The organism is Paenarthrobacter aromaticivorans, assembly GCF_019038615.1.
Lineage (GTDB): Bacteria > Actinomycetota > Actinomycetes > Actinomycetales > Micrococcaceae > Arthrobacter > Arthrobacter aromaticivorans.
The window spans coordinates 180,648-201,670 of the sequence record NZ_JAHOPC010000002.1 but is presented as its reverse complement, the minus strand read 5'-3'; the positions used below and the strand labels follow the sequence as shown (position 1 = coordinate 201,670).

General features: G+C 60.7%; 20 protein-coding genes and 7 tRNA genes. 20 read left to right on the top strand and 7 right to left on the bottom strand.

Annotated elements, in window-relative coordinates; all coding sequences use genetic code 11:
* Positions 1-35: 35 nt before the first annotated feature.
* The 4 genes from KSW38_RS04485 to KSW38_RS04470 form a co-directional block, all read right to left on the bottom strand.
* The gene (locus KSW38_RS04485) at positions 36-968 is read right to left on the bottom strand and encodes a cytochrome (RefSeq protein WP_216923164.1); all 933 of its coding nucleotides are present in this window, start codon (positions 966-968) and stop codon (positions 36-38) included.
* A 37-nt stretch (positions 969-1,005) separates the two neighbouring features.
* Positions 1,006-1,185 carry a hypothetical protein gene (locus tag KSW38_RS04480; RefSeq protein WP_216923162.1) on the bottom strand — a complete coding sequence of 60 codons (180 nt, stop codon included), beginning with the start codon at positions 1,183-1,185 and terminating at the stop codon, positions 1,006-1,008.
* A 242-nt stretch (positions 1,186-1,427) separates the two neighbouring features.
* On the bottom strand, positions 1,428-2,909 hold the full coding sequence (locus tag KSW38_RS04475) for a SpaH/EbpB family LPXTG-anchored major pilin (RefSeq protein WP_216923160.1): 1,482 nt from the start codon (positions 2,907-2,909) through the stop codon (positions 1,428-1,430).
* A gap of 106 nt (positions 2,910-3,015) precedes the next feature.
* Entirely contained in the window at positions 3,016-5,316 is a 2,301-nt protein-coding gene (locus KSW38_RS04470) for a DUF7507 domain-containing protein (protein ID WP_308169284.1), read from the bottom strand.
* 715 nt (positions 5,317-6,031) lie between these two features.
* Here KSW38_RS04470 and KSW38_RS04465 point away from each other — a divergent pair.
* The 5 genes from KSW38_RS04465 (at position 6,032) to KSW38_RS04445 (ending at position 10,253) form a co-directional block, all read left to right on the top strand.
* Entirely contained in the window at positions 6,032-6,493 is a 462-nt protein-coding gene (locus tag KSW38_RS04465; protein WP_216923156.1) for a hypothetical protein, read from the top strand.
* 272 nt (positions 6,494-6,765) lie between these two features.
* Positions 6,766-7,329 (top strand): hypothetical protein, encoded by a 564-nt coding sequence (locus KSW38_RS04460; protein ID WP_216923154.1) that lies wholly within the window; start codon positions 6,766-6,768, stop codon positions 7,327-7,329.
* 282 nt (positions 7,330-7,611) lie between these two features.
* On the top strand, positions 7,612-8,580 hold the full coding sequence (locus KSW38_RS04455; protein WP_216923152.1) for an MFS transporter: 969 nt from the start codon (positions 7,612-7,614) through the stop codon (positions 8,578-8,580).
* Positions 8,543-8,989, top strand: a complete 447-nt coding sequence (locus tag KSW38_RS04450) for an SRPBCC family protein (RefSeq protein WP_216923150.1) — start codon at positions 8,543-8,545, stop codon at positions 8,987-8,989. The genes KSW38_RS04455 and KSW38_RS04450 overlap by 38 nt, the downstream gene beginning before the upstream one ends.
* A 958-nt stretch (positions 8,990-9,947) precedes the next feature.
* Positions 9,948-10,253: a hypothetical protein gene (locus KSW38_RS04445; protein WP_216923148.1), complete on the top strand. Its 306-nt coding sequence runs from the start codon at positions 9,948-9,950 to the stop codon at positions 10,251-10,253.
* A gap of 153 nt (positions 10,254-10,406) precedes the next feature.
* Here the strand turns inward: KSW38_RS04445 and KSW38_RS04440 are convergent, their stop codons facing one another.
* Together KSW38_RS04440 and KSW38_RS04435 are read right to left on the bottom strand one after the other, a co-directional pair.
* Positions 10,407-10,598, bottom strand: coding sequence for a hypothetical protein (locus KSW38_RS04440; protein ID WP_216923146.1), 192 nt, complete (start codon positions 10,596-10,598; stop codon positions 10,407-10,409).
* Between the two features lie 480 nt (positions 10,599-11,078).
* Positions 11,079-11,546 (bottom strand): FG-GAP repeat domain-containing protein, encoded by a 468-nt coding sequence (locus KSW38_RS04435; RefSeq protein ID WP_216923145.1) that lies wholly within the window; start codon positions 11,544-11,546, stop codon positions 11,079-11,081.
* A 603-nt stretch (positions 11,547-12,149) separates the two neighbouring features.
* On the opposite strand from KSW38_RS04435, the gene KSW38_RS04430 reads away from it, so the two are divergent.
* From KSW38_RS04430 to KSW38_RS04400, 7 genes are all read left to right on the top strand, one after another.
* Positions 12,150-12,404: a hypothetical protein gene (locus tag KSW38_RS04430; protein ID WP_216923143.1), complete on the top strand. Its 255-nt coding sequence runs from the start codon at positions 12,150-12,152 to the stop codon at positions 12,402-12,404.
* Between the two features lie 89 nt (positions 12,405-12,493).
* Positions 12,494-13,300, top strand: coding sequence for a hypothetical protein (locus KSW38_RS04425; protein ID WP_216923141.1), 807 nt, complete (start codon positions 12,494-12,496; stop codon positions 13,298-13,300).
* Between the two features lie 324 nt (positions 13,301-13,624).
* A complete protein-coding gene (locus KSW38_RS04420) occupies positions 13,625-13,915 on the top strand; it encodes an excalibur calcium-binding domain-containing protein (RefSeq protein ID WP_428982359.1) in 291 nt (96 codons plus the stop codon).
* A gap of 236 nt (positions 13,916-14,151) precedes the next feature.
* The gene (locus KSW38_RS04415; RefSeq protein ID WP_256449680.1) at positions 14,152-15,342 is read left to right on the top strand and encodes a serine hydrolase domain-containing protein; all 1,191 of its coding nucleotides are present in this window, start codon (positions 14,152-14,154) and stop codon (positions 15,340-15,342) included.
* A gap of 65 nt (positions 15,343-15,407) precedes the next feature.
* Positions 15,408-15,566 carry a hypothetical protein gene (locus KSW38_RS04410; RefSeq protein ID WP_216923137.1) on the top strand — a complete coding sequence of 53 codons (159 nt, stop codon included), beginning with the start codon at positions 15,408-15,410 and terminating at the stop codon, positions 15,564-15,566.
* Between the two features lie 143 nt (positions 15,567-15,709).
* Positions 15,710-17,011 carry an FG-GAP repeat domain-containing protein gene (locus tag KSW38_RS04405; protein ID WP_254186082.1) on the top strand — a complete coding sequence of 434 codons (1,302 nt, stop codon included), beginning with the start codon at positions 15,710-15,712 and terminating at the stop codon, positions 17,009-17,011.
* Positions 17,012-17,208: 197 nt separating this feature from the next.
* Positions 17,209-17,508 carry a DUF4193 domain-containing protein gene (locus KSW38_RS04400; protein ID WP_216923135.1) on the top strand — a complete coding sequence of 100 codons (300 nt, stop codon included), beginning with the start codon at positions 17,209-17,211 and terminating at the stop codon, positions 17,506-17,508.
* 534 nt (positions 17,509-18,042) lie between these two features.
* Here KSW38_RS04400 and KSW38_RS04395 read toward each other — a convergent pair.
* A tRNA-Val gene (locus tag KSW38_RS04395) sits at positions 18,043-18,117 on the bottom strand.
* A gap of 282 nt (positions 18,118-18,399) precedes the next feature.
* Here KSW38_RS04395 and KSW38_RS04390 point away from each other — a divergent pair.
* The 8 genes from KSW38_RS04390 to KSW38_RS04355 all read left to right on the top strand — a co-directional run bounded on the left by KSW38_RS04390 (position 18,400) and on the right by KSW38_RS04355 (position 21,010).
* Positions 18,400-18,472, top strand: a tRNA-Gly gene (locus KSW38_RS04390).
* 45 nt (positions 18,473-18,517) lie between these two features.
* A tRNA-Cys gene (locus KSW38_RS04385) sits at positions 18,518-18,588 on the top strand.
* Positions 18,589-18,626: 38 nt separating this feature from the next.
* Positions 18,627-18,701, top strand: a tRNA-Val gene (locus KSW38_RS04380).
* Positions 18,702-18,758: 57 nt separating this feature from the next.
* Positions 18,759-18,831: transfer RNA gene (locus KSW38_RS04375), tRNA-Gly, on the top strand.
* A 24-nt stretch (positions 18,832-18,855) separates the two neighbouring features.
* Positions 18,856-18,930: transfer RNA gene (locus KSW38_RS04370), tRNA-Val, on the top strand.
* A 57-nt stretch (positions 18,931-18,987) separates the two neighbouring features.
* A tRNA-Gly gene (locus KSW38_RS04365) sits at positions 18,988-19,063 on the top strand.
* A 175-nt stretch (positions 19,064-19,238) separates the two neighbouring features.
* Positions 19,239-20,693, top strand: a complete 1,455-nt coding sequence (locus KSW38_RS04360; RefSeq protein WP_216923133.1) for an amino acid permease — start codon at positions 19,239-19,241, stop codon at positions 20,691-20,693.
* 83 nt (positions 20,694-20,776) lie between these two features.
* A complete protein-coding gene (locus KSW38_RS04355) occupies positions 20,777-21,010 on the top strand; it encodes an antitoxin (protein ID WP_216923131.1) in 234 nt (77 codons plus the stop codon).
* Positions 21,011-21,023 lie beyond the last annotated feature (13 nt).

The window sequence follows — 21,023 nt, the reverse complement described above, 5'->3', positions numbered from 1 at the left end:
ACGATCGTCACACTCTGGTCCGGCTGTTGCGGAGCCTAAGCCAGTTTAGTTGAGTGCAGGCTGCTGCCGCTGTCCCCGGCCCCAGCGCCTGCCGGCACCAGCGACGCGGACTCCACTGACGGTGACACGAACGACGGCGGCGGGACGGGCATGAGTGCCTGCCCAGCCGCAGTTACATCGGCTGACATCTCCCAGACGCGCCTCAGAGCACAGAACTTCCACCAATGATGCTTAAGGACGTCCGGGTTGGCTCGTTGAGGCCTAACTTCCGTTTCTCCGATGGCGACGGCGAGCAGCATTGGATTCTGACCAAACTTCCATGGCTCCCACTCCCCCGCTACCGGGTCCACGAGGCTTTCTTCTGCCTTCATCCCGGCCACGAGCTGCATCACGACTTTGTCATCGAGGGCTTTGACCGTGCCATCGCGGGTGGTGCCCTTGGTCTTGTAATCGATCAGGCAGATGCGCCCGTTAATCCGCGCAACGAGGTCCAGCGTGCCGGCATAGCCAACGGTCTTGTTCCAGACAGTGATTTCCGGAGCCAGCGGCTCCACCCTGTACAGCTCCCACCATTCGTCGAAGCGGGCTGCAAAGGCCTGCTCACCATGGGAGGCAAGCTCATCGCGGCATTCCTGCATCCGATGCGGACGACCCAGGGCGCGCAAGGCTACCTGCTCGCAGTAATTGTGGACGCGATCGCCTCTTGCCGCAGCCTGGTCCCTGTAGGCCTCCGCTGCTTTGGAGGCCTTGTTGACCGCCTGCCGGATCTTCGCAGGGCTGCCAAGCAAGGCTGGAAGTTCGGGATCTGCGGCCAAGCTGCTTGCTCCCATATAACTGAACCATCCGTCCAGGGAGTGCGCCTGCTGCCCTATCACCGTGGTGATGGAGGGGACAGAGAATTGCTCCGTTGTGGAGCGGGCGTACATTCGTCCGTAGTCGGTAGCGTGGGCAAGAAGTGGAGCTGTCATATAAAGACTCTGACATAGAGCACCGACAGAATTCCCCTCAGCTGCCAGGCGTGCCTGCCCTGGCAGCGCTAATCCAACCTTCGGTGGGCCGTTCCCCGAAGATCATGGCCGCCTGTTCAGCCGGCAGGCGGGCGAGCTTTGCCGCGAGGATGGGCGACGTCGTGGCCAGCTCTTCGAAATCGGGTTTGACGTCTTCGGCTTCCTTTGATTCCTTCATGCTGTTGCTGTGCAAAGGGAGACAGGTTCGTGACGCCGCTCTGGGCGCTGACCGGACCACGGCAAAGCAGCAGTTGACCATCGACCAGGCGGCGGCAGTTCTGAAGACTGAAATGGGGAATGCAAGTGGGGAAGAGCGCGTGGTTGGCGTTCTTCCCCACTTGGGTTTGCTGCGGGGGCCGCGGGTAGCGGCCCCCGCAGTGTTGTGTACCGGTTGGTGGTGTGTACCGGTTGGTGCTGGTGTTAGTTGTTGCTGGTGCGGCGGTTGCGGAGGAACATCAGGGCTGCGCCGACGACGAGGAGGGCACCGGCTGCGTAGAGGATGCCGGTTCCGACGCCACCGGTCAGGGGCAGTTCGAAGCCGCTGTTGGAGGGGATATTCTTCACTTCCAGGTCGATCCCGACCGTGGTGGTAGTGCTGTTGATCAGGAAGGACACCGGCTCGGCGAGCAGTTCATAGCCTGCCGGGGCGGTGGTCTCCACCAGGTAGTACGTGCGGTAGTCCGGGCTTCCGGGTGCCACGGCGGCGCCGTTGGCCCAGTCGGAGTACCGCAGTCCCGAGATCGTGAGCGTGCCGTCAGCGGCGACGGTGAAGACCGTCTGGCCGTTGAGGTCTACAGGGTTCGTTCCGGCGTTGGCGTCGGCTTCGTTGGTGTAGACGGAGAACGCGGCACCGGCCAGGGCTGCACCGTTTTCGTTGACTTTCTGCAGGGTCATTTCGCCCCACTTGGTCACGACCGGGGGCGTGACCGTCGGGCCGCCGGGCTGGCCCGGTGCGATGGTGAAGCTGGAAGCGTTCGGGTAGACGAGGGCTTCGTTTTCGATTTCACCGATGGTGTTGACCTTGGTGTTCACCACCACCTGCACGCGGGTGCCGGTGTGTGCTGCCAGTTTGGTGCGGCCGGCGTCGGTGAAGATGACCGAGACGGTGTTGGTCGCGGCGTCGAAGTTCACGGTGTAGTCCGTGCCCGCCGTGATGGGCGTGCCGTCAACGAGGGTCGCGGACGCGCCGATGTAGGTCAGTTTCTGGTCCAGGACGTCCACGATCTTGTAACCATCGATGGTGGTTTCGTTGGGGATGTCACCGGTGATGGTGAAGTCGATCTGGTCCCCGAGCTTGACGTCCGGGGCGTCCGTGACGGTCTTTTCAGCACCCGTGATGGAGTTCTTCGGGTAGACGTGGACGTCGTAGATCCAGTTGTCCTTGTTATCCGGGTCCGTCAACGGCACGGAGACCAGGAACGGGGCCGAGGGTGTCACACCGGCCGGGTAGTTCGTTTCCGTCACCAGGTACAGGCCCACGGGCAGTCCGGTGAAACCGGCGGTCCCGGCAGTATCGGTGGTCTTCGCCTGGGCAGTGCCCAGGGTGTAGCCGGCGCCGGTGATCGAGGCTTCGGGGTTGGCCGGGTCGAAGATGCTGGAGAGGTTGTGCGCCGCGTCCCAGCCGGCGTTGGTGGACAGGTCAATGGTGTTGACCTGCTCGATGGTGAACTCGACACCGGCCAACGCTGTCAGGCCGGTGGTGTCCACGGACGTGCCGTTGTTCGGCAGGCCCGTGGGGGTGGCGGGGCGTTCGAACTTGTGGACCGTGATGGAACCGGTCGTGTCCCCGTCGACCAGGGGCGCGGCCGAAGCCGGGGCCACGGAGAAGGACATCGCCAACACCGCCCCCGCGATCGTGGCGGCGGCGGTCTTCCAAAGCCGCCCGGAATTGTGATGACTCACAGTGTTTTCCTCTTTCATAGTGATGGTTTTTCATCGTGGTGGTGCTCGGACATGGACATGCACCGCCCGGGGCCCCGCAACACGCACGGGGCCTGGGGGAACTCTTCTAGGTAGTGATCGACTCGTGCCCGGTAGTGGTGGATTCGTGCCCGGTAGTGGTGGATTCGTGCCCGGTAGTGGTGGATTCGTGCCGGGTAGTAGTGGTCTCGTGCCGGCGGCGGTTGGCGACCAAGGCAAGTGCGAGGGCGCCCAGCAGCAGGGCTGATCCTGCGGTGGTGAACGGCCACCAGCCAATGCCGCCGGACTCCGGAAGCTTCAGGGCCGGCACGTCCCGGACCGTGAGGAGGTAGATCCCGTCACCGTCGGCGTCGGTGCTGGTAACTACCCCACCCCCGGTGCCTTGTCCCAGGGAGCCTTGGTCCAGGGTCACGGCGCCGGTGGTGGCGATGGTGAATTGCACCGGTTCGGCCAGGAGGCTGAATCCGTCCGGGGCCGTGGTTTCTTCGAGCCAGTACGTTCCGGGTTGGATTCCTTCGAGTTGGAACCGGCCGATTTGTCCCGTCACGGCGGTGACGGCCGGGCTGGCCAGGACGGTGCCGGGGGTGCCGCTGCTGTCGGCATGTACTGCCCACGTCGATCCCGCCATGGGAACCCAGGTGGATCCAGACGATTCGCCGATCTTCTCGATCAGGACCTTCGCCGGGGTGTGGTGGGTGGTGGTGCAATCAGGACCGGGCCCGCTGGAGCTTGGTGCGCAGGTCTGCGGTGGCGTGGTGGTGGAGGTGCCCGTCACCACGTTCACCAGCTGCGCGTTCCACGCGCCGGACTTGACCACCACGCTGTACTTCAACGTGGCCGTCTGGCCGGCCGGTAAGGTGAAGGCCTGCGTGGTCAACAGGGTGGACGGCGGCACCGGATTCGCGACAGCAACGGGTGTTCCCGCGCCGATTGTCAGGGTTGCTGAACCGGACACGAACGTCGCATCATCGAGGACCTCTGCCAGGTTGTCCTTCAGCACGACCCCGGTGATGGTGCCGCTGATACTGCTCGCCGTCACCGTGTACACGATGGTTTGGCCCGGGCTGACGGACTGGTCCGCGGGAACCGACCCGTTGAACGTGGCGCTCTTCTTGATCTTCCACCCAGCAGGTGCGGTGACCTGCGCGTCGTCGCTCGCCGAGACGGGCAAACCCAGGGGCGGGTTCCCGGTGACCTTCGCCGTGTTGGTCAGCAACCCCGTGGTGACATCCGGCGCCGTGACCACATACGTCGCGGTCGCGGTCACTGACTGCCCCGGCAAAAGGATGCCCGGAAGGCCAGGCCAGGCATAGGACAGCGCCGACATCGTGCCCGTCCCGGAGAACTGCGTCTCGGTGATGACCACGCCGGACAAGGTCACGTTTCCCGTGTTCTTGGCAACGAACGTATACGTGGCCGTTTCACCGGCCACCAGGGTGGTCTTGTTCACCGTCTTGACCAGGGTGATGGCCGGAGCGGCGGCAGGAGCAACGGTGAAGATGTAGTCTTCCACTTCCCCGGAATTGGATGCACCGATCGGGACCTGGACCTGGGCGGTGGTGTAACCGATCCGGAACCGCGCATACGTCGTCCCTGCTGTCACCCCGGTAGGGACAACCCAGGTCAGCGTGGCGGTGGTGGCGCCGGCGGCGAACGTGGCACAGGCCCGCTCAGCAGTGTTGTCGAACATCCCGTTCTTGTTCAGATCAATCCACCCGCAGGTGGTACCGGGCTTGCTGGCGCCACTGATGGCCACGGTCGTGGAGTAGCTGGTAGCACCCAGTGTCATCGGAGCCAGAACCACGCCGTCGTCCATCAGGTCCAGCAACGCCGTGGCACCGGCGTTCGGCGAAACCGTGCCGTTGGCCACAGTCGCGTTGTCCTCCGTGACATTCGCACCCAACGTCACATCCGACAGATCCGCCCGCGCAGCATTGCCCTGATCATAAGTAGGAGGCGCATCACCGAAATCCTGCGGGACGGTCATCGCCATGACGAAGTTGTCCGCGTTATGGTTTGGATCTTGGGCGTCGTTGATCGTGTATGGCGGAAGCGCGCTGGTGGTCTGGACGAAGATCGCGCTGATATCGAACGTCAACGAGGTCACAATGCCATTGATACGGACCGATCCACAGGCCGCAGTCGCTTGGGCATTCACGGGCTGAGGATTGTCCGTTTGGGTGGTCGTCTCGCACCGAGTACCCGCGTTGTCGTTAGTGGCCGTAATGGCATTTCCCGACACACTAAGATTCCCGCCCGAGAGCTTGGTCATGGTCAAACCCGTGGTTGCGAGATTCAACACGGCGTGGAGCTGGGACTGGCGGTCGACAGGTCCTTTCTTGTTTTCGTACCAAGTCACGTTTCCACCGATGCCAGCGATGTTGAGCACAGGATTCCTCACGGGCTGGCTAAACGCGATCGTGACCGTCCCCAAGCCGCTGCAGGGACCGGTTGCCGCGCAATTATTGACCGCGTTCGTTGCGAATTCAACAGCCGGGGCCCCGGTCCCTATGTTTTGTGAGAAATCAGAGGCCACAAATCCACGGCTACCCATCGTTGACTGCCCCACGAGGTCAGTCAGTCCGGATTGATCATAGGTGGCCGTAAGACCGGATCCTGGCATCGTCAAAATAGCCGCTCCGCCGGTAACGTCTGCCTGGTTGGTTGCTACTTCGTAGGCGTGAGCTGATGGACTTAGGCGGAGCACCCCCATTGAAAGTGCGCCACAAACGACCACTAATACGGCGACGAAGGCTGTTATTTTCCCAAGCAGATACTTCAAGGGATTCTCTCCAATGAACAGTGACCGACAGACCCCACAGCCGACGGCCAAACATATGTTGCGGAGACTGACCGGTTGCGTCCGGCAAGGTCGGTCTCCAGTCAAAGGAGTGCGGGAATGGAAAAGTTCATGTCGCAGAAATCGAGAAACTCTTTGCGAGAAAGCTCTCGGGGCTCCTACAGGGAAGGAGGCGGGCCGGAGCTAGGACCTTGGATTTAGCAAGGGGAAGGATCCGCTCTGGCTGACCTTCATTGGCCCCTCCGTCGCGAGTTCTCGAACGACTGGGCGTGATAACTTCATCAATTGCGCGCAGGCTGGTCCGATGGGGGAAATGGAGCATGGTCAAGCCGATGGGCAGCGGGGCGAGGCACGGTCGGCGTCGGTCGCCGTTGCGGTCCTCTATGTAGCCAGGATCGTTACTTGTCTCATGATCATCGGTGGGCTCGGCCTGGCTATCTGGATGTACGTGTGGCTCCGGGAAGTGATCGCGACGTACCCAGCCCAGCCTGACAATGACGTAACACGCGGGTTCTTCATCGGCATGGCCGGCGGCCTTGGAATAGCGGGACTCTCCGTCCTGGCTCTTGTGGGATTGAGCCGCGGAAGGCGCTGGGGCGGCATTGTTGATGTGCTCCAGTGGGTTGTCATTTGGCTCCCCTTCTGGTTTGGCCTTCAACAGTTCTCAGCTGATGCCTTCGCGATCTCAACGACCGTATCTCTGGTGGGTGCGCTGGTGGGCGTGCTGGCATTCGTTGCTGCGCCGCGAGGCCGCCTCCCCAAGTGAAGGCTCGGAGGAAGGCGAAGTCCACGGCATGAGCATTAAGAACGAATGCAATCGGCTCGACTACGAGACCCGCACATGGCTCTTGTACGAGGAGACGGCGGTGACTTAATCACCACAGAACTGGGAGCGACTCCGTGGTGCAGTCCTGCCTGGCCTGCGGGCAACGCACATCTCGATCAGCCTGAAATAGTTAACTCGCGGATTCGTGAATGGCGGTGGGCGGCCTCTGCGATGCGACGCTCTGGAAACATTCCACGGGACCGGCGATACGTATGACAGCCCTCACGATTGGCTGCGTTTTCAACAATGGCCTGCCCATTCATATCGGCGCGGCACTTCCTGGGCACGCAAACCTGCGGAACACCCGCGGGTACGTTGCCGTGTTCGATGAGGACGAGGTCCGCCACTACCAGATGCACATCGCCCGGCGGAGAGCCCTGCGGCCCGACCACGAATACCGCCTGGTAACCGGTGCGGAATGGGAGGAATTCGAAGAACACTTTGACAAGCGCAAGGTCGAACTTGGCGCCTGCGGCCGACCCTACGGCGCTCCTTGCGCCCATGAACACGCCTGCGTCCGCTGTCCCATGCTCCACGTGGAGCCGCGGATGATCGCCAGGCTCGACGACCTGGAGGCTGACCTAATCACCAGGCGGGAACGGGCCGAGAAGGAAGGAAAGAGCGGGGAGGTGGACGGACTAGAACTTACCCCGGGACGCCTCCACGACAAACATAGCCGCGCGATGCGGCTGCAGACGCAGAACCCCACGGCCCTGCACGTCCAAGGCAGTGATCCGTTCCGCAGCGGACTCATCCGTCTGCTGGCGGTCAGCTAACTGCGGCTCCTAACTAACGATGACCAGCGGGGCTGTCGTATTGCCGCTCATGGTGCGTCTACGATCTCGACTGGTCTTCTGTCCCTCAAACTGGGCCAGTTCCTCGACCGCGGCGTCGAACCGCGAGCGGCTGCCGGACTCACCGAGGGATGCCCTCCCGGTACCCCTATTCACCAGCGCTCCCTCATTCGCGCCGTTGATGGTCCTCTGGATGATCGAGGGCGCCGGCTGCCTCGCGGCCGACACTGACTTTTGCCTCACCAACGAAAAGAAGGAGGATTCATGTCACACGGCACTTCCGTGTCCACTGAAAGCGCGGCACAGAGACCGGGCGACGACGAACACGTCCCCGCGCGTTGGCAAGGCATCTTCGCGATGTCCCTGTGCGTCTTCGTGCTGATCGCATCCGAGTTCATGCCTGTCAGCCTTCTCACGCCAATGGCGTCCGAGCTACAGGTCACCAAGGGGATGATCGGGCAAGGTATCGCGATCTCCGGTGTGCTTGTCGTTCTGACGAACCTGTCAACCTCCACCCCGGCCGGCCGAATGAACCAGAAGACGCTGCTGCTTGGCCTGACGGTACTGATGGCCGTCTCCGGCGCTCTGGTCGCCCTGGCGCCGGATTACCTGCCCTACATGATCGGCCGAGCGCTCATCGGAGTGGTTATAGGCGGATTCTGGTCCATGTCTGCGGCCACCGCCATGAGCCTGGTGCCGGCTCATCGGGTACCGCGCGCATCGGCGATCTTCAATATCGGCAATGCCCTGGCCACCGTTTTGGCACCGCCTCTGGGAAGCTACCTGGGCTCGATCATAGGATGGCGTGGAGCCTTCTTCTGCCTGGTACAGGTGGCAGCGATCGCCCTGATCTGGCAGTGGATCAGCCTGCCTTCCATGGAGGTTCGGCGGCCCTCTGCACCATCAGGCAGCATCTTCACGATCTTCACAGGGCTCAAGAGCCCGCCCCTGACCTGGGGCATGTCCGCCTGCGCTGTCTTCTTCACGGGGCCGTTCGTCCTGTTCACCTACATCCGGCCCTTCCTGGAGACCGTGACCCGGGTCGGAGCGACAACGATTTCTCTGGTTCTGCTTGTCATGGGAGTGGCAGGCTTTGCCGGTACCGGTCGGGGCGCGGTAATGATGCCGGTGGGTACTCGGACAATATCGACTGGACCAGTTGTCAGGACTCGTCCTGCTGCCGATAATTCACACCATGATTCGTTTCGAGAACTCAGTCACCGTAGATCGTGATCCGACCATCGTCTTCAACTTCGTGGTGAATTTCGAAACCCTGCCCAAGTACGACCGGTATGTAATCAGCGCACAGAAGACATCGACCGGTCCCATCGGCGTCGGGTCCACCTGGACACACATCCGCACGCAGGGCCCTCAGAAGATCGTGGCACCGATCACGCTGACGGAGTTCGATCCGCCCCGCCGGTTTGTGATGGAGAGCGGGTCGGGGGGCTTCGAGGTTCGGTCAACGATGACGTTCGAGCCGTCTGGCGACGGGGTTACCAAGGTAACGGAAGTCCTGGAAATGAAGACCAAGGGCTTGACCCGCCTATTCGAACCTATGATCAAGCGCCAGGTTCCCAAGCAAGGTTCGGAAGTCCACGATCGCCTGAAAGAAGTGATAGAGGCTCTTCCGACGAGTTGACGTAGGTCGGCCGAGGCGACGAGGTGCACCGGGGCTCCTGCGTCACCTTTCCAGAAGTTCTTCATCTTGGGCATCGGACGCGAGTCTCCTCATGGGCCAAACTCTCACACCAACCGGTCAAGGTTAGCGACATCGAGTAGTCGGAATCCGCCCACTGCGATTCCGGCCAGGCGGTGGCGCATCTAAAAGTTCCAGGCTCACGCGATAGGCCTGTTCCTCCACCAGTTCAGAGCCTTCAATCACGCTGCCCTGGAGGAAGAGTTCGACCTCCCGGCCCACTGGGAAATCACCACGTTGGCTGCGGTTGCTTGCCTCATGAACACCCCCGCACCAAGTCAGGCACCGGCACGAGCCGCCATCGGCACCCCTCGAACACATCACATGGAAGCGCTACGACCTTCTGCTCACTGGCAGTTCTGCCAGCGAGTCCAGCCGCCTTCATCGCTGGGTCCACCATCATGTCCCTACTCACCGGGACCGGGGCTACGTCGAACCAGGCGCTGCAAGTTAGCGCCGTCCTGGCAACCTTTGTGGCCGGCTTAGTGGCATTCGTGATCATGCGACGAAGCGTCACCGCCCGTAGAACCTGGGTATGGGCAGGCTTGGCCATCGTCCTCGTTGTAGCAGCATCCGCGCCTGTTTTTTTGGGTTGCCGCCCAAGCCTTCACTGAGGAGTGGTGCGAATATCAGCCGGGCGGCAGAGGCAACCCCGGCATTGGCTCGCTTGATGAAATTCCGGCTGTGTGTCGTTAGGCTCTTCGAGCACCAAAGGTTTCCTACCTCGCTGGCAAGCAATCAGCTTCACACCGCGTCCGTTGAAGGATCCCCCGGCGGACGATGGCACTGAAGAGGCTTCCCGACTATGCGGATGGCCTGCACGCGTCTGTGCCCCTATTGCAGGCCTTCGGAGGGCTAAACTAGCATGAGCCCCAACCCAAGGCTTTAGGAGGTCATCGCAATGTCTGTCATTGTCAATGTCAAGGTTTTCGCTGACACGAGCGTCTTCACCAAGTCGCTAGGAGAGCGTGCTGACGAGTTCCGCACGTTCGGTGAGCGCGGTCGGGAAGCAGGGGCCCTCCACCATCAGTTCGCTATCGGAGACGGATTCGTGCTTGTCAATGATGAGTGGGAGTCCGCGGGGGCGTTCGAGAAGTTCTTCGGCGATCCCGAGCTGCAGGCATTCATCGGTTCTATCGGCGCTGACGTCAACATGGCCCCGGAGATCACAGTCGGGGAAGCGGTCCACTCGCCTGACAAGTTCTAACCACCGGAGCCGCCCTAACGACCCTTGGGACCGTCGCCCTCATAGGGTCGCGGGAGGCGGAGTGGCTTCGTCCGCGGCAGCGAACGGGAAGGGAGCGAAACTGACGACAACGGCGGGCTTGCGGCCGAGGGAATCGCTGTACTCCTGCAGGGTCTAATGCACCCAGTCAAGGTTCACGCCTGAAAGAATTCCCGCCATCGGTGCCAGGTCCGCCCCGTCACGAACCTTGCACTCGGGAGCGGTTTGGGTACCGGCGTCGTTTCCTTCCGGCATCGCTCCGCAGCCGGGCGCTGCCATCACCATCAGCGCGGCGAGAACTGCCCAGGACCCTCTAGTGTTCTTCATCGGACCCTAATCTATGCGAAAAGCACCTGGAATGGCGGGCGGGAACATGGGTGCCGGCAAGGTTGGTCACTGCGCTCCGCGGGGGTTTCCACGACATGGACGCTGCTTTCCTCCGTCACATGACCGATCCAGGAGCGGCTACTTTCCCTACGCGGCAGGTTCCGTCAATTCACGTGGTGCCTTTTGACCAAACTTTCGGACTGATCGAGGCACAGATCGACAGGTGCAGGAAGCCTTCAAGGTCTGAAGTTCTGTTAGGTCAGGCTTGGGGGTCCCGGCGTTGGGAGGTCAGAGGACTTGCCGGGCAGAGTCGATGGCCAGGTGCGGTACACGGTGGTTCTGGCCGCCAATCCCCTTTTGTCGATGTTCACCTTGTCGCGTGGTGTCCCAAGTTGGCGGCTGCTCGGATACTGTCTGGTTCAGATGATTGAGTTGGGCATCAGCCCCCAGCGCCGCTTGCGTTTGAGGCGTCGAACGCATTCAGCCGAAGACTTGCGCAGCAGGAATGTCCATTAGCCAGCGCTGCCCCGTGAAGCCTCCGCTTCCATTTCCCTGGTAGAGCCATATGGTGCCATTGCCATCTTGGGCGATGACGTCGCCAATCCCGTCGTAGTCGTAGTCGCCGGGGGCGGCGATCAGGTCCATGCCCTGCCAGCCCCATCCGATCTGAACGCGGTTTTGCCACCCACCTTTCCCATTGCCCGGGTACAGCCACAATCGCCCGTTGGTGTCCCTGGCAAAGACGTCCGAGGGGCCATCGCCGCTGAAGTCGTGCCCGCTGAAGATAGCGTTCATGACGTTCCAACCCCAGCCAACTTGGGTCCGGCCGGGAAACCAGCCACCATCGCCGTTGCCTCTATACATCCAAAGGGCACCGCTGCCGTCCCTAGCGAGGACATCGGGGGCTCCGTCGCCGTCCCAGTCCCCGGGTGAGGTCAGAGCAGTCATAGCGTCCCACCCCCAGCCGATCTGATTCATCCGCGTACCACCGCTCCACCCGGGCACCCTAACTAGGTGGCCATACGGGGACCGAAAAATCCAGTCAGCATAGCCGTCGCCGTCCCAGTCCCCCGGCATAAGCACGGCATCAACAGGGCCTAAGTTTCCCCCTCCCGTCTCTGGCTGACTCTCACCATTTGTGGCATAAACCATGATTTGCGAATCGCCACGAATGGTCACGAGGTCTGAGAAGACCTCGCCGGCATCGGAAGGTTCCTGGACCAAGTTGTGCCACAGGAAATCGTCTGCGCGTGCAGGGGCGGCGGTAATAACGCCGGCCAATAATATGGCGAAAAGTGCAACAACGGACATGCTGAAGCGGCGCACTGAATCCCCCTAAACAGAACCCCTTCCCTGTGGGCTCCTTGAGCTTATACGGCCACCTGTGGACCAGCAATAGCTTGACCAGAATCCTCATCGAGCTCGCGAAATCACGGTCCGTCAAGGCGCGGTCGTGCCGATTCGGGATGAACCTGCAGACAACACTGCGAAGCGAAATCACGAAGAAGTGCGCCCCTTCCTTCCCTGGACGATGGACCCTACGGTTGTCTCATGGCCAGAATGACCCCAAAGGAAGCTACTGCCGTCAATGTGCTGCTGGGCTACTTTGCAGGTCGGTCCGAACAACCACCTGCACAGATCGTGCGGTCGCTCGAAACCCTCGCTAACCGGGCCCATAATCGTTTGCAGGCAGGATGGGATGAAACTGCGGTGCGGCGCCAGTGGCCCTATGCCTTTCACGTGGAGATCGACCAGGGTACCGAACAGCCAACTGAACAAGCACCATCTCCTCCTGACTCCGACTAAATCAACCCCGTCGGCGGCCCGTCCAGGCAATCCTCCGGAAAACACAGAGCATCTCGCCTTGCTTGGCCCTTGACCTGTAGGGTCACCCCATGGACTTCGCCTCGCCCCAGCTTCCAGCGTCTGTCATCGGCCGGCTGGTCGACGAGTTGTCTTGGGAAGGCAGGAAAATCCGCAGGCTGAGGAACGGCGGCAGAGGAGATGAGAACGTCCTCACCGCTGAGGCACTGCTGTTGCTCTCCTACCTTCCCCGGGAAGCATTCCTCGGCGGCGTCCTGGGAGCCGCACATGGCGCAGACCACGTACGGTCCAAAATTGCCGCTGGTTCGGAGGACGCAACGCTCCAGATGTTTCCCACGGAGATCAAAATCCCGGGCACCAGCATCGGCGTACAGGCCGATGCTGCGATCTGGCAGGAACACTCGGCCGTGCTGATCGAGGCAAAAGGTCCGCGGGCAGGTGCGCAATTCCAGAAGACCCAGCTTGCACGGGAGTTCCTGGCGCTCCTGGCAGATCCACGCGAACACCGTCTCCTCCTGGTCATCCTGGGATCCACTCCACCTGTCCGGATCCAGTCTTCAGGCCTTGTTGGGCTGCACGACGGCGTCGCCACCGGGTTGGAAGAGCTATGCGCCCTCAGCGGACGACCGGCTGGGGACTATGAGCGCCTGCGCCAGCTGATTCCCGAGACAGTGGGCTGGATAACCTGGCAGGAAATCAGGGACGTCGTCGCAGCCACAGCCGCTGACTTCAACTGCCCAAATGGCAGCGTCTCCAACACAGTGCAAAGGCTCGCTGGGGACCTAGTGAACACCGTCGACTGGCACTGCGGCATCGGGACTCCAAAAAGCCCGAGCCCACTTGCCCAAGCACTGATCACACCGGAGAGCGGCAACTGATTCGCAGGGACTTGCCCCGTCGGCTGTTCGATTCAATGTTTCGTTCATCCATCGCGTCCCCTGTATCTGGACAGAGTCCTCCGTCAGGGACGATCCCGCCAGGGCATGCCCGTCGCCCGCTTAAGTCTAGGGACACATGCAAACGAAAGCCCACCAGGATCTTTCCTGCGGACTTTCCTTATCTGGAACTTACAAATCAGAAAAAAGGTGACGGCGACGCTGCAACCTGGTTGCCACCCAACACAGGCTTCCGCTGCGCGTATATAGCCCGCCAGATTTTGGTGAAAGCGACCTACGATCTATGAGTCACACAGGCTGAGCACGATGCCATGGCACGGGTCCTGGGCAACTGCCCAGATCAGCTTGCCCCTGCTCATTAGCCAGCCCCGGACAACCGCTGCCGCGCCGCAATCATCGCCTGCACCTCCTGCGCCGGACCTCATGCCAGTCGTTCCTCCGGCGCCACCACCGGTTGCTCCCGTGCCACCGGTGGACGCGTACTACGCAAACTGTGCTGTTGCCAAGGCTGCGGGCGCTGCCCCTCTTTACGCCGGACATGCGGGCTTTCGGCTTGGACTGGACGGAGACAAAGATGGCATCGCCTGCGAACGGTAGGGAGACCTGCATGGTTGAGCTCAGCCCCTTGGGGGCTCTCACTTCCTGAGTCCGGCAGATAATGATGGGCCGCCCTGGATTCCGACCCTACTGGCGTTCCCGAGGGCGTTGGGCCGACACCTCGGCTTAGCAGGCAGCTGCGGTTACGACTCCTCCGACGCATCACAGGTCGAGCCTCGGCAACCTTTGAAATGTCCAGCCTGTCCGCTGGATAAGTTTGAGGGTAAAACGGTGTCATGAGTGCATTGGCTGTCTGGCGGCGGAGGCGTTCTCATCGGCTCGGGGCAACTGCCTTCTCCGCGGCTCTAGTTGTCGCTGGAGGCGGTTGTGTTGGGGACCCTCCCGGCCCGGCTCCCTCGACCGCATCGGCCCAGGCAGCGACAGAGCTCCTGGAAAGCAGAATCCAGCATTTCATGGATGGGGGTGCGACATCCGTTGTTGTGCAGTTGAGGTGGCCGGATGGAGAATCGTCCAAGGCCTATGGAGTGCGAAACCTGGATACCAAAGATCCGGCCAAGCCCCAAGACCGGGTATCAGTTGCCAGTATTACGAAATCGATGGTCGCCGTTTCCGTCCTGAAACTCGTTGACCAAGGACTTGTCGGGATCGAGGACCCCGTGAACAACGTCCTCGAGAGCTTCCGAACCACGCTTCGCCCGCCTGGACCGATCACCGTCCGCCAGTTGCTGAACCACACGTCCGGCATGCCCGATGTCGCAGACTCGGAGTTTGCGGCGGGACCCCCGAAGCAGGTTGCAAACACGCCACTCAATATCCAACGAGGACTCGAATTAACTGCCACGCTCCCTTGGGAGCCCAAGAACGTTGGCCGCTTTGCCTACTCAAACTCCAACTACCTGGCTCTAGGCCAGCTGATCGAAAAGCTGCGGGAACGGCCCATCGCTGATGTCCTGAAAGAAGATATCTTCGGACCTTTGGGACTTACCCATACTTCGCTGAGCGAACCAGACCGCGCCGCCCCGAACAACATCCATGCCTACATCATTGACGGCGGTGAACGAATCGATGTCACCCAGCCGGAAGTTTTTGTCGGCTCCCCCCAAGGCGGCGTCGTCTCCACGGCTCAGGACGTCAACACCTTCTACCGGGAACTTCTCCGCGGCCACCTCCTCTCCCCAGCATCGCTTGAGGAAATGAAGAAGAAGACTGGCTCCACTGATTACGGGCTTGGCCTTGCGCTGTTTCCTGACACATGTTCCGGCGGCTTCCGCTACGGCCACGCTGGACTTACCTTCGGCTCCATCAGCATTTCCATCACAAGCGCCGACGGCGGCAACCAGATCACGATGACGATGGCACTTCCCCCGCTCCCGTGGCAGGACGCTGCAACGGCACGCCGCATTGACCTCCTGCAGACGCAGATGCAATCGGCCGCCCAAGAGACCCTTGATCGGCTTTGCCAGTAAACAGACTGATGGCTGGGCGGCGGGCCGCCGGTCTTGCCCGGTTGATGTCGCCCCAGGTGTCGTGGTTGTCGGCAGTCCTAGGAGTGCTCGTCGTCCAGGCGCTCACGCCGCTTACCGCGTTGGCTTTGAAGAAGACGAAGGCGAGGCATATCCGGAACACGCAGCCGCGTGCCGCACATGATGACGCAGACACCCTGGCCAGCTTTGAAACCCTGGCTTCTTGAATCCGTTGGCAATGAACGTGTCACCTCGGGAAGAGCCCCCGCAAGCGCCATAGGCCCCGCCACCCTGTGTTCCCGTTCTGCTGTAATCTTGGCGGAAATGAGCCGTGTTGATAGCCATTAACTTGCGCTTCGAGGGGGAAACAATGGCAATGATTTTCAATCATGCGGCATGGCGCAGCGCTGCCGCTGGGATGCTCGCGATCGGCCTGGCATGCATTGGCCTTGGACCGGCGGCAGCCGCTGGCATAAAACCCCTCCTCCCCAACATTGGGGAGGACGGAATCCTACCAATGATCGGGATGCCATACGTCGGATCCGAACTCAGAATGGGGTCACCCGACGCGTTCGTGGAGTGCGCAAAGACTGAGGCAGCACCCAACGGCTACACGGTTCAGTGGCTCAGCAACGGCACGCCCCTGCCCGCGGAGCGCCAAAAGGAAGCCCTGAAGGTCCTTCCCGAGGACCGGGGGAACCGCCTTTCCTTCAACGTCTACCCCACCGCCTATACCAAGTTTCCGGAGTCTCCCCCGTACCAGAATGTGGGGTGTCCCAATATCTACAATCCGAACCCGGAAAAACTCCTGCTTCACAGCCTGGAGACAGCACCCATCGCGGCGTCCAACCGTGCCAACGGCTGGACCGGCCGAGGCAATCTTGAGCTGTTGGGACGCACGGACGACGGCGAACTAGTCCTGTATCCCAGAACCTCCACCTACGAGCACGTACCTTGTCCTCCGAATCCCTACTGCCCGGCCTACACGTCGGACTGGGAGCAACCCAGACTGGTCGGGATCGGATGGAACATCTTCAATATCGTCTTCTCACCCGGGGACTTCGACGGTGACGGCAACAACGACATCCTGGGCAGGGACAGCGCCGGCAACCTCTATCTGTACCCGGGCGACGGCCTCGGCAACTGGCAACAGAGGTCCGTCGTTGGCACGGGTTGGAATATCTTCGATGCGATTATTGGCCCCGGTGACTTCGACGGCGACGGCAACAACGATGTTCTCGGTCGCGGCCACTACGGTGATCTGCTTCTTTATCCTGGTGACGGTCACGGCGGTTGGAAGCAACCCCGAAGGGTGGGTATTGGATGGCAGGTCTTTGACAAGATCATTGCTGCGGGGGACATCACCGGCGACGGAGCCGTGGACATCTTCGGCCGCGATCACGGCGGTGATCTGCACCAGTACCCCTCGGACGGGCACGGAGGCTGGCTACCACCCTCCCGCTGGGGCCCAGGCTGGGAGGACATGTCCGAAATCAGCGCCGCTGGCAGCTACGATCGCAATCTCGTCGGGACGCTTATGGGAACGATTCCCCAAACGTCGAATGATCTGTACGCCATCAACCCGGACGGTGCCCTGCTCAGGTATGCGTACACCTTGCGAATTGGCCATACCATAGGCACCGGTTGGGGCATCTTCACCGCGCTGATTTAGGGCACGTTGCCGAGCCTTTTCCTGTTCCAGTAGTCCGGCGAACGCTAGCCTGAGGCTGCACTCCTGACACGCACGTTCGGCCTCAATAGGAACTGATCGAAGCATCGGGACGTGCCTCCCTTCCTGCATGGAATTTGTCGGCACCAAGTTACGTTGCACGGCGAAGATCCACCAGAAGAAAGAGAGAACAACAGATAGTGGCTGCTGATTACGACGAGGTCCGCTCCGATGTCAAAGAGTCCCAGGAAAACTCCCTCGAGGCACTCAAGACAGCCAACGCACCGGACGCGCACAGTGTTGTCCTTGAACTTGACCAGGCGGATGGCCTGGATCAGGACGGACCTGGCGGCGAGTTCATTTCCGAGGAACTCATCGTCCAGGTGATACCCCAGGCCGATGACGAGTTCACCTGCTTTTCGTGCTTCCTGGTCCGGCATAGGTCCCAGATTGCGCGCGAGAAGGACGGTTACTCGTACTGCATCGAATGTGAAGGCTGATCTCGACTTGTTCTGAAGAACATGAAGGCCCACACATGAAACGAGCTGGGTAACTGCGCATGCGGATCACCCTATGGCCAGCCCAGGTTCCATCTTTCCTATGGCCTCAGCTATGAATCTGAAACATTCCGGATCCACGGGCCCCGCGCACGCGCCGTAAAATTCAGTACACCGGAGCGCCTGCGACTGCGGATCAGCTCAAGCTCGGCCTCCACCTGCAGTGACCACCGCATTCGCGAGAGTTTGTAACCAGATAGCGACTGATCATTCGCTTTACGGCCGCATCCGAACCATACTGCTCTGAGATTCAATGCTCAATGGACTCCGAGGGAAGTTACGCAGCGAACCCAAACATCCATGGCTGACCACTTGAAACGAGCGGACTCGCCCTGGTATCGGCGTCGTACCTGGGCCCTGCGCAGTGACCCTCGACCTTGACACATATGTCGGTAGGGAACCCGTTTGCCAGTCCTACGCAGCCGTCGAGAAAGCCCCAGAAACGCAAAAGACCCCCGGAGATCCGGGGGCCTTTCTTGGTGGGCGATACTGGGTTCGAACCAGTGACCTCTTCGGTGTGAACGAAGCGCGCTACCACTGCGCCAATCGCCCCGGTTACAACGGGTACAAGCTGCATCAACTCGCTGATGCATACAGAAGACTAGCCCACCGTGGCTGGAATGCAAAACGCAACCGGACCGCCCTCCCGCAGACGAATCACAGGCTTGGAATTACAGCCATGAAACTCCCCGAGAGCCCCGTAAATTCAAGGATCCGAGGCCCTTAAGAAGCAAAACCAACCAGCCGATTTGGAGTTTCAAGCAACCTCCTATAGAGTTTTTACTCGTCGGAAAGCGACGGAATGCCTACTGGGCAGGCCGGCGCAACGGCACTGCGGACGTAGCTCAGCTGGTAGAGCACCACCTTGCCAAGGTGGATGTCGCGAGTTCGAATCTCGTCGTCCGCTCGCAAGGCACTGTCAAGGCAAGAATTCCTCGGAATCTGCTTACACGGTGGGTTGGCCGAGAGGCGAGGCAGCGGCCTGCAAAGCCGTATACACGGGTTCGAATCCCGTACCCACCTCGGTGAAAACCATGTCTTCCAGCCACGGCTGGATGCATGGGCGATTGGCGCAGCGGTAGCGCGCTTCCCTGACACGGAAGAGGTCACTGGTTCGATCCCAGTATCGCCCACCAGAACAAGGCAACTTGTTTGTTGTTGAAGGCCAGGCTCTTGCAGGGCAGACAACATGTGCGGACGTAGCTCAGCTGGTAGAGCACCACCTTGCCAAGGTGGATGTCGCGAGTTCGAATCTCGTCGTCCGCTCTCCTTTCATAAGGACCCGGAAACGGGCGATTGGCGCAGCGGTAGCGCGCTTCCCTGACACGGAAGAGGTCACTGGTTCGATCCCAGTATCGCCCACCAGAACAAGGCAACTTGTTTGTTGTTGACGGCCAGGCATTTGCTTAGCAGACAACATGTGCGGACGTAGCTCAGCTGGTAGAGCACCACCTTGCCAAGGTGGATGTCGCGAGTTCGAATCTCGTCGTCCGCTCCAACGAAAAAGGCAGCTCCTCGGAGCTGCTTTTTTTATGCCCACGCGGAGCCAAATGCCATTCATCATTTGAAGTAACTGATACACCTAAGAAAAAGTCGCTTTATCTAATGTGATTCGTCTCGCACAATGTAATGCGAGCTCATCACCGTTCCACGCCAACTGGCAGGAGTACCCCATGAATCAACAGACGGCTTCCCAATCCGTCATGAGGCGCAAGCCCATCGACGACATCGAGGAAGAAAGCAAGCACAGTGGACTCTTCAAGAGTCTTGGCCTCTGGCAACTGACGGCCATCGGCGTCGGCGGCATTATCGGCGTCGGCATTTTCTCGCTGGCCGGCCTGGTAGCCCACGGCGACGCAAACAATCCGGGCGTGGGCCCCGCAGTGCTCGTATCGTTCCTGATCGCCGGACTCGCGTCGGGCGCCGCCGCTTTGTCCTATGCCGAATTTGCCGGCATGATCCCCCGGGCAGGTTCGGCCTACACCTATGGTTATGTGGCTTTGGGCGAGATCATTGGCTGGTTCATTGGCTGGGATCTCCTGCTTGAATACATCGCCATTGTCGCCGTGGTGGCAATCGGCATCTCCGGCTACTTCGATGCCTTCTTGTCCGGCATCGGGATCCACATGCCCACCTGGATGACGTCCACAGTGGATGAAGGCAAGGGCGGCATTATCAACCTTCCGGCGATCCTGGTTTGCCTCCTGGTGACCTGGATCCTCAGTAGGGGAACCAAGGCTTTCGGCCGCTTCGAATTGGTGGCTGTTGCCATCAAGGTGGTGTTGATCCTCTTCATCATCGGGTTGGGCATTTTCTACATCAACACTGAGAACTTCAATCCGTTCATGCCCAGTGGTTTCGGCCCGGTCTTTGCCGGTGCAGCCACGGTATTCTTCGCCGTCTTTGGTTACGACGCCATGAGTACAGCCGCGGAAGAAGCCAAAGACGGCAAGAAGCACATGCCCAAGGCCATCGTCCTGTCCCTGATCATCGCCATGCTGCTCTACGTGGCAGCTACGCTCGTCCTCACCGGCATGCAGAACTACAAGGACATCGATCCCAAGGCTGGCTTCGCATCGGCCTTCACGGGGGTTGGTCTGCCTATCATCGCCACCATCATTTCGGTTTTCGCTGTCCTGTCCATCCTGACAGTGATGCTGACCTTCCTTCTGGGCGTTACCCGTGTTTGGTTCTCCATGAGCCGCGACGGCCTGCTGCCGGGATGGTTCGCCCGTACCGACCGTCACGGCACACCCCAGCGGGTCACCTGGATCGCGGGCATCGCCTCAGCGTTCCTGGCCGGCGTTTTCCCGATCAAGGAAGTGGCCGACCTCACCAACATCGGCATCCTGGCAGCATTCGTTGTGGTTTGCATTTCCGTCATCGTCTTCCGCTACAAGAAGCCAAATGCCCCCCGCACCTTCCGTCTGCCGTGGATGCCCGTCGTTCCCGCCTTCGGCGTGCTGGCCTCCGCGTTCCTGATGTCCCAGCTGCATTGGGAAACCTGGCTACGTTTTGCCGTCTGGCTCATTGTTGGCTTGATCATCTACTTCTCCTACGGCCGTAAGCACTCACTCATGAATCCGGACAGCCCACGCCACCTTGAGCTCAGTAAGCCCTTGGCGTAGCGCGCCTGGAATCCTTGGCACACCCTGAATCCAGTGTTAGGGTCGGACGCGGAGGAGCGAACTGGCTCCGCGAAGGAAGGGAGGTGCCCGTGGGTTTAATTGACGACCTGAAGGGTAAGGCTCAGGGTCTCATTCAGGGCAACGAAGAAGCCATTCAGAATGGCATCGAAAAGGCCGGAGACTTCGTCGACCAGAAGACAGGCGGCAAGTTCGCAAGTCAGGTTGACGCGGTTCAGAATGCCGCTTCCGACTTCGTGGCTACAACAGACGGTGACGCCGCACAGGCTCCCGTCGCGGATGAGCCTAAGCAGCTGTAGCTGCCTGAGCCCG

Coding starts and splice junctions, on each gene's coding strand:
- KSW38_RS04485 (WP_216923164.1), bottom strand. CDS start 968: ATGACAGCTCCACTTCTTGCCCACGCTACCGACTACGGACGAATGTAC.
- KSW38_RS04480 (WP_216923162.1), bottom strand. CDS start 1,185: ATGAAGGAATCAAAGGAAGCCGAAGACGTCAAACCCGATTTCGAAGAG.
- KSW38_RS04405 (WP_254186082.1), top strand. CDS start 15,710: ATGGCAATGATTTTCAATCATGCGGCATGGCGCAGCGCTGCCGCTGGG.
- KSW38_RS04425 (WP_216923141.1), top strand. CDS start 12,494: ATGGACTTCGCCTCGCCCCAGCTTCCAGCGTCTGTCATCGGCCGGCTG.
- KSW38_RS04430 (WP_216923143.1), top strand. CDS start 12,150: ATGGCCAGAATGACCCCAAAGGAAGCTACTGCCGTCAATGTGCTGCTG.
- KSW38_RS04445 (WP_216923148.1), top strand. CDS start 9,948: ATGTCTGTCATTGTCAATGTCAAGGTTTTCGCTGACACGAGCGTCTTC.
- KSW38_RS04460 (WP_216923154.1), top strand. CDS start 6,766: ATGACAGCCCTCACGATTGGCTGCGTTTTCAACAATGGCCTGCCCATT.
- KSW38_RS04465 (WP_216923156.1), top strand. CDS start 6,032: ATGGGGGAAATGGAGCATGGTCAAGCCGATGGGCAGCGGGGCGAGGCA.
- KSW38_RS04455 (WP_216923152.1), top strand. CDS start 7,612: ATGTCACACGGCACTTCCGTGTCCACTGAAAGCGCGGCACAGAGACCG.
- KSW38_RS04440 (WP_216923146.1), bottom strand. CDS start 10,598: ATGAAGAACACTAGAGGGTCCTGGGCAGTTCTCGCCGCGCTGATGGTG.
- KSW38_RS04450 (WP_216923150.1), top strand. CDS start 8,543: ATGATTCGTTTCGAGAACTCAGTCACCGTAGATCGTGATCCGACCATC.
- KSW38_RS04360 (WP_216923133.1), top strand. CDS start 19,239: ATGAATCAACAGACGGCTTCCCAATCCGTCATGAGGCGCAAGCCCATC.
- KSW38_RS04420 (WP_428982359.1), top strand. CDS start 13,625: ATGCCATGGCACGGGTCCTGGGCAACTGCCCAGATCAGCTTGCCCCTG.
- KSW38_RS04415 (WP_256449680.1), top strand. CDS start 14,152: ATGAGTGCATTGGCTGTCTGGCGGCGGAGGCGTTCTCATCGGCTCGGG.
- KSW38_RS04435 (WP_216923145.1), bottom strand. CDS start 11,546: ATGACTGCTCTGACCTCACCCGGGGACTGGGACGGCGACGGAGCCCCC.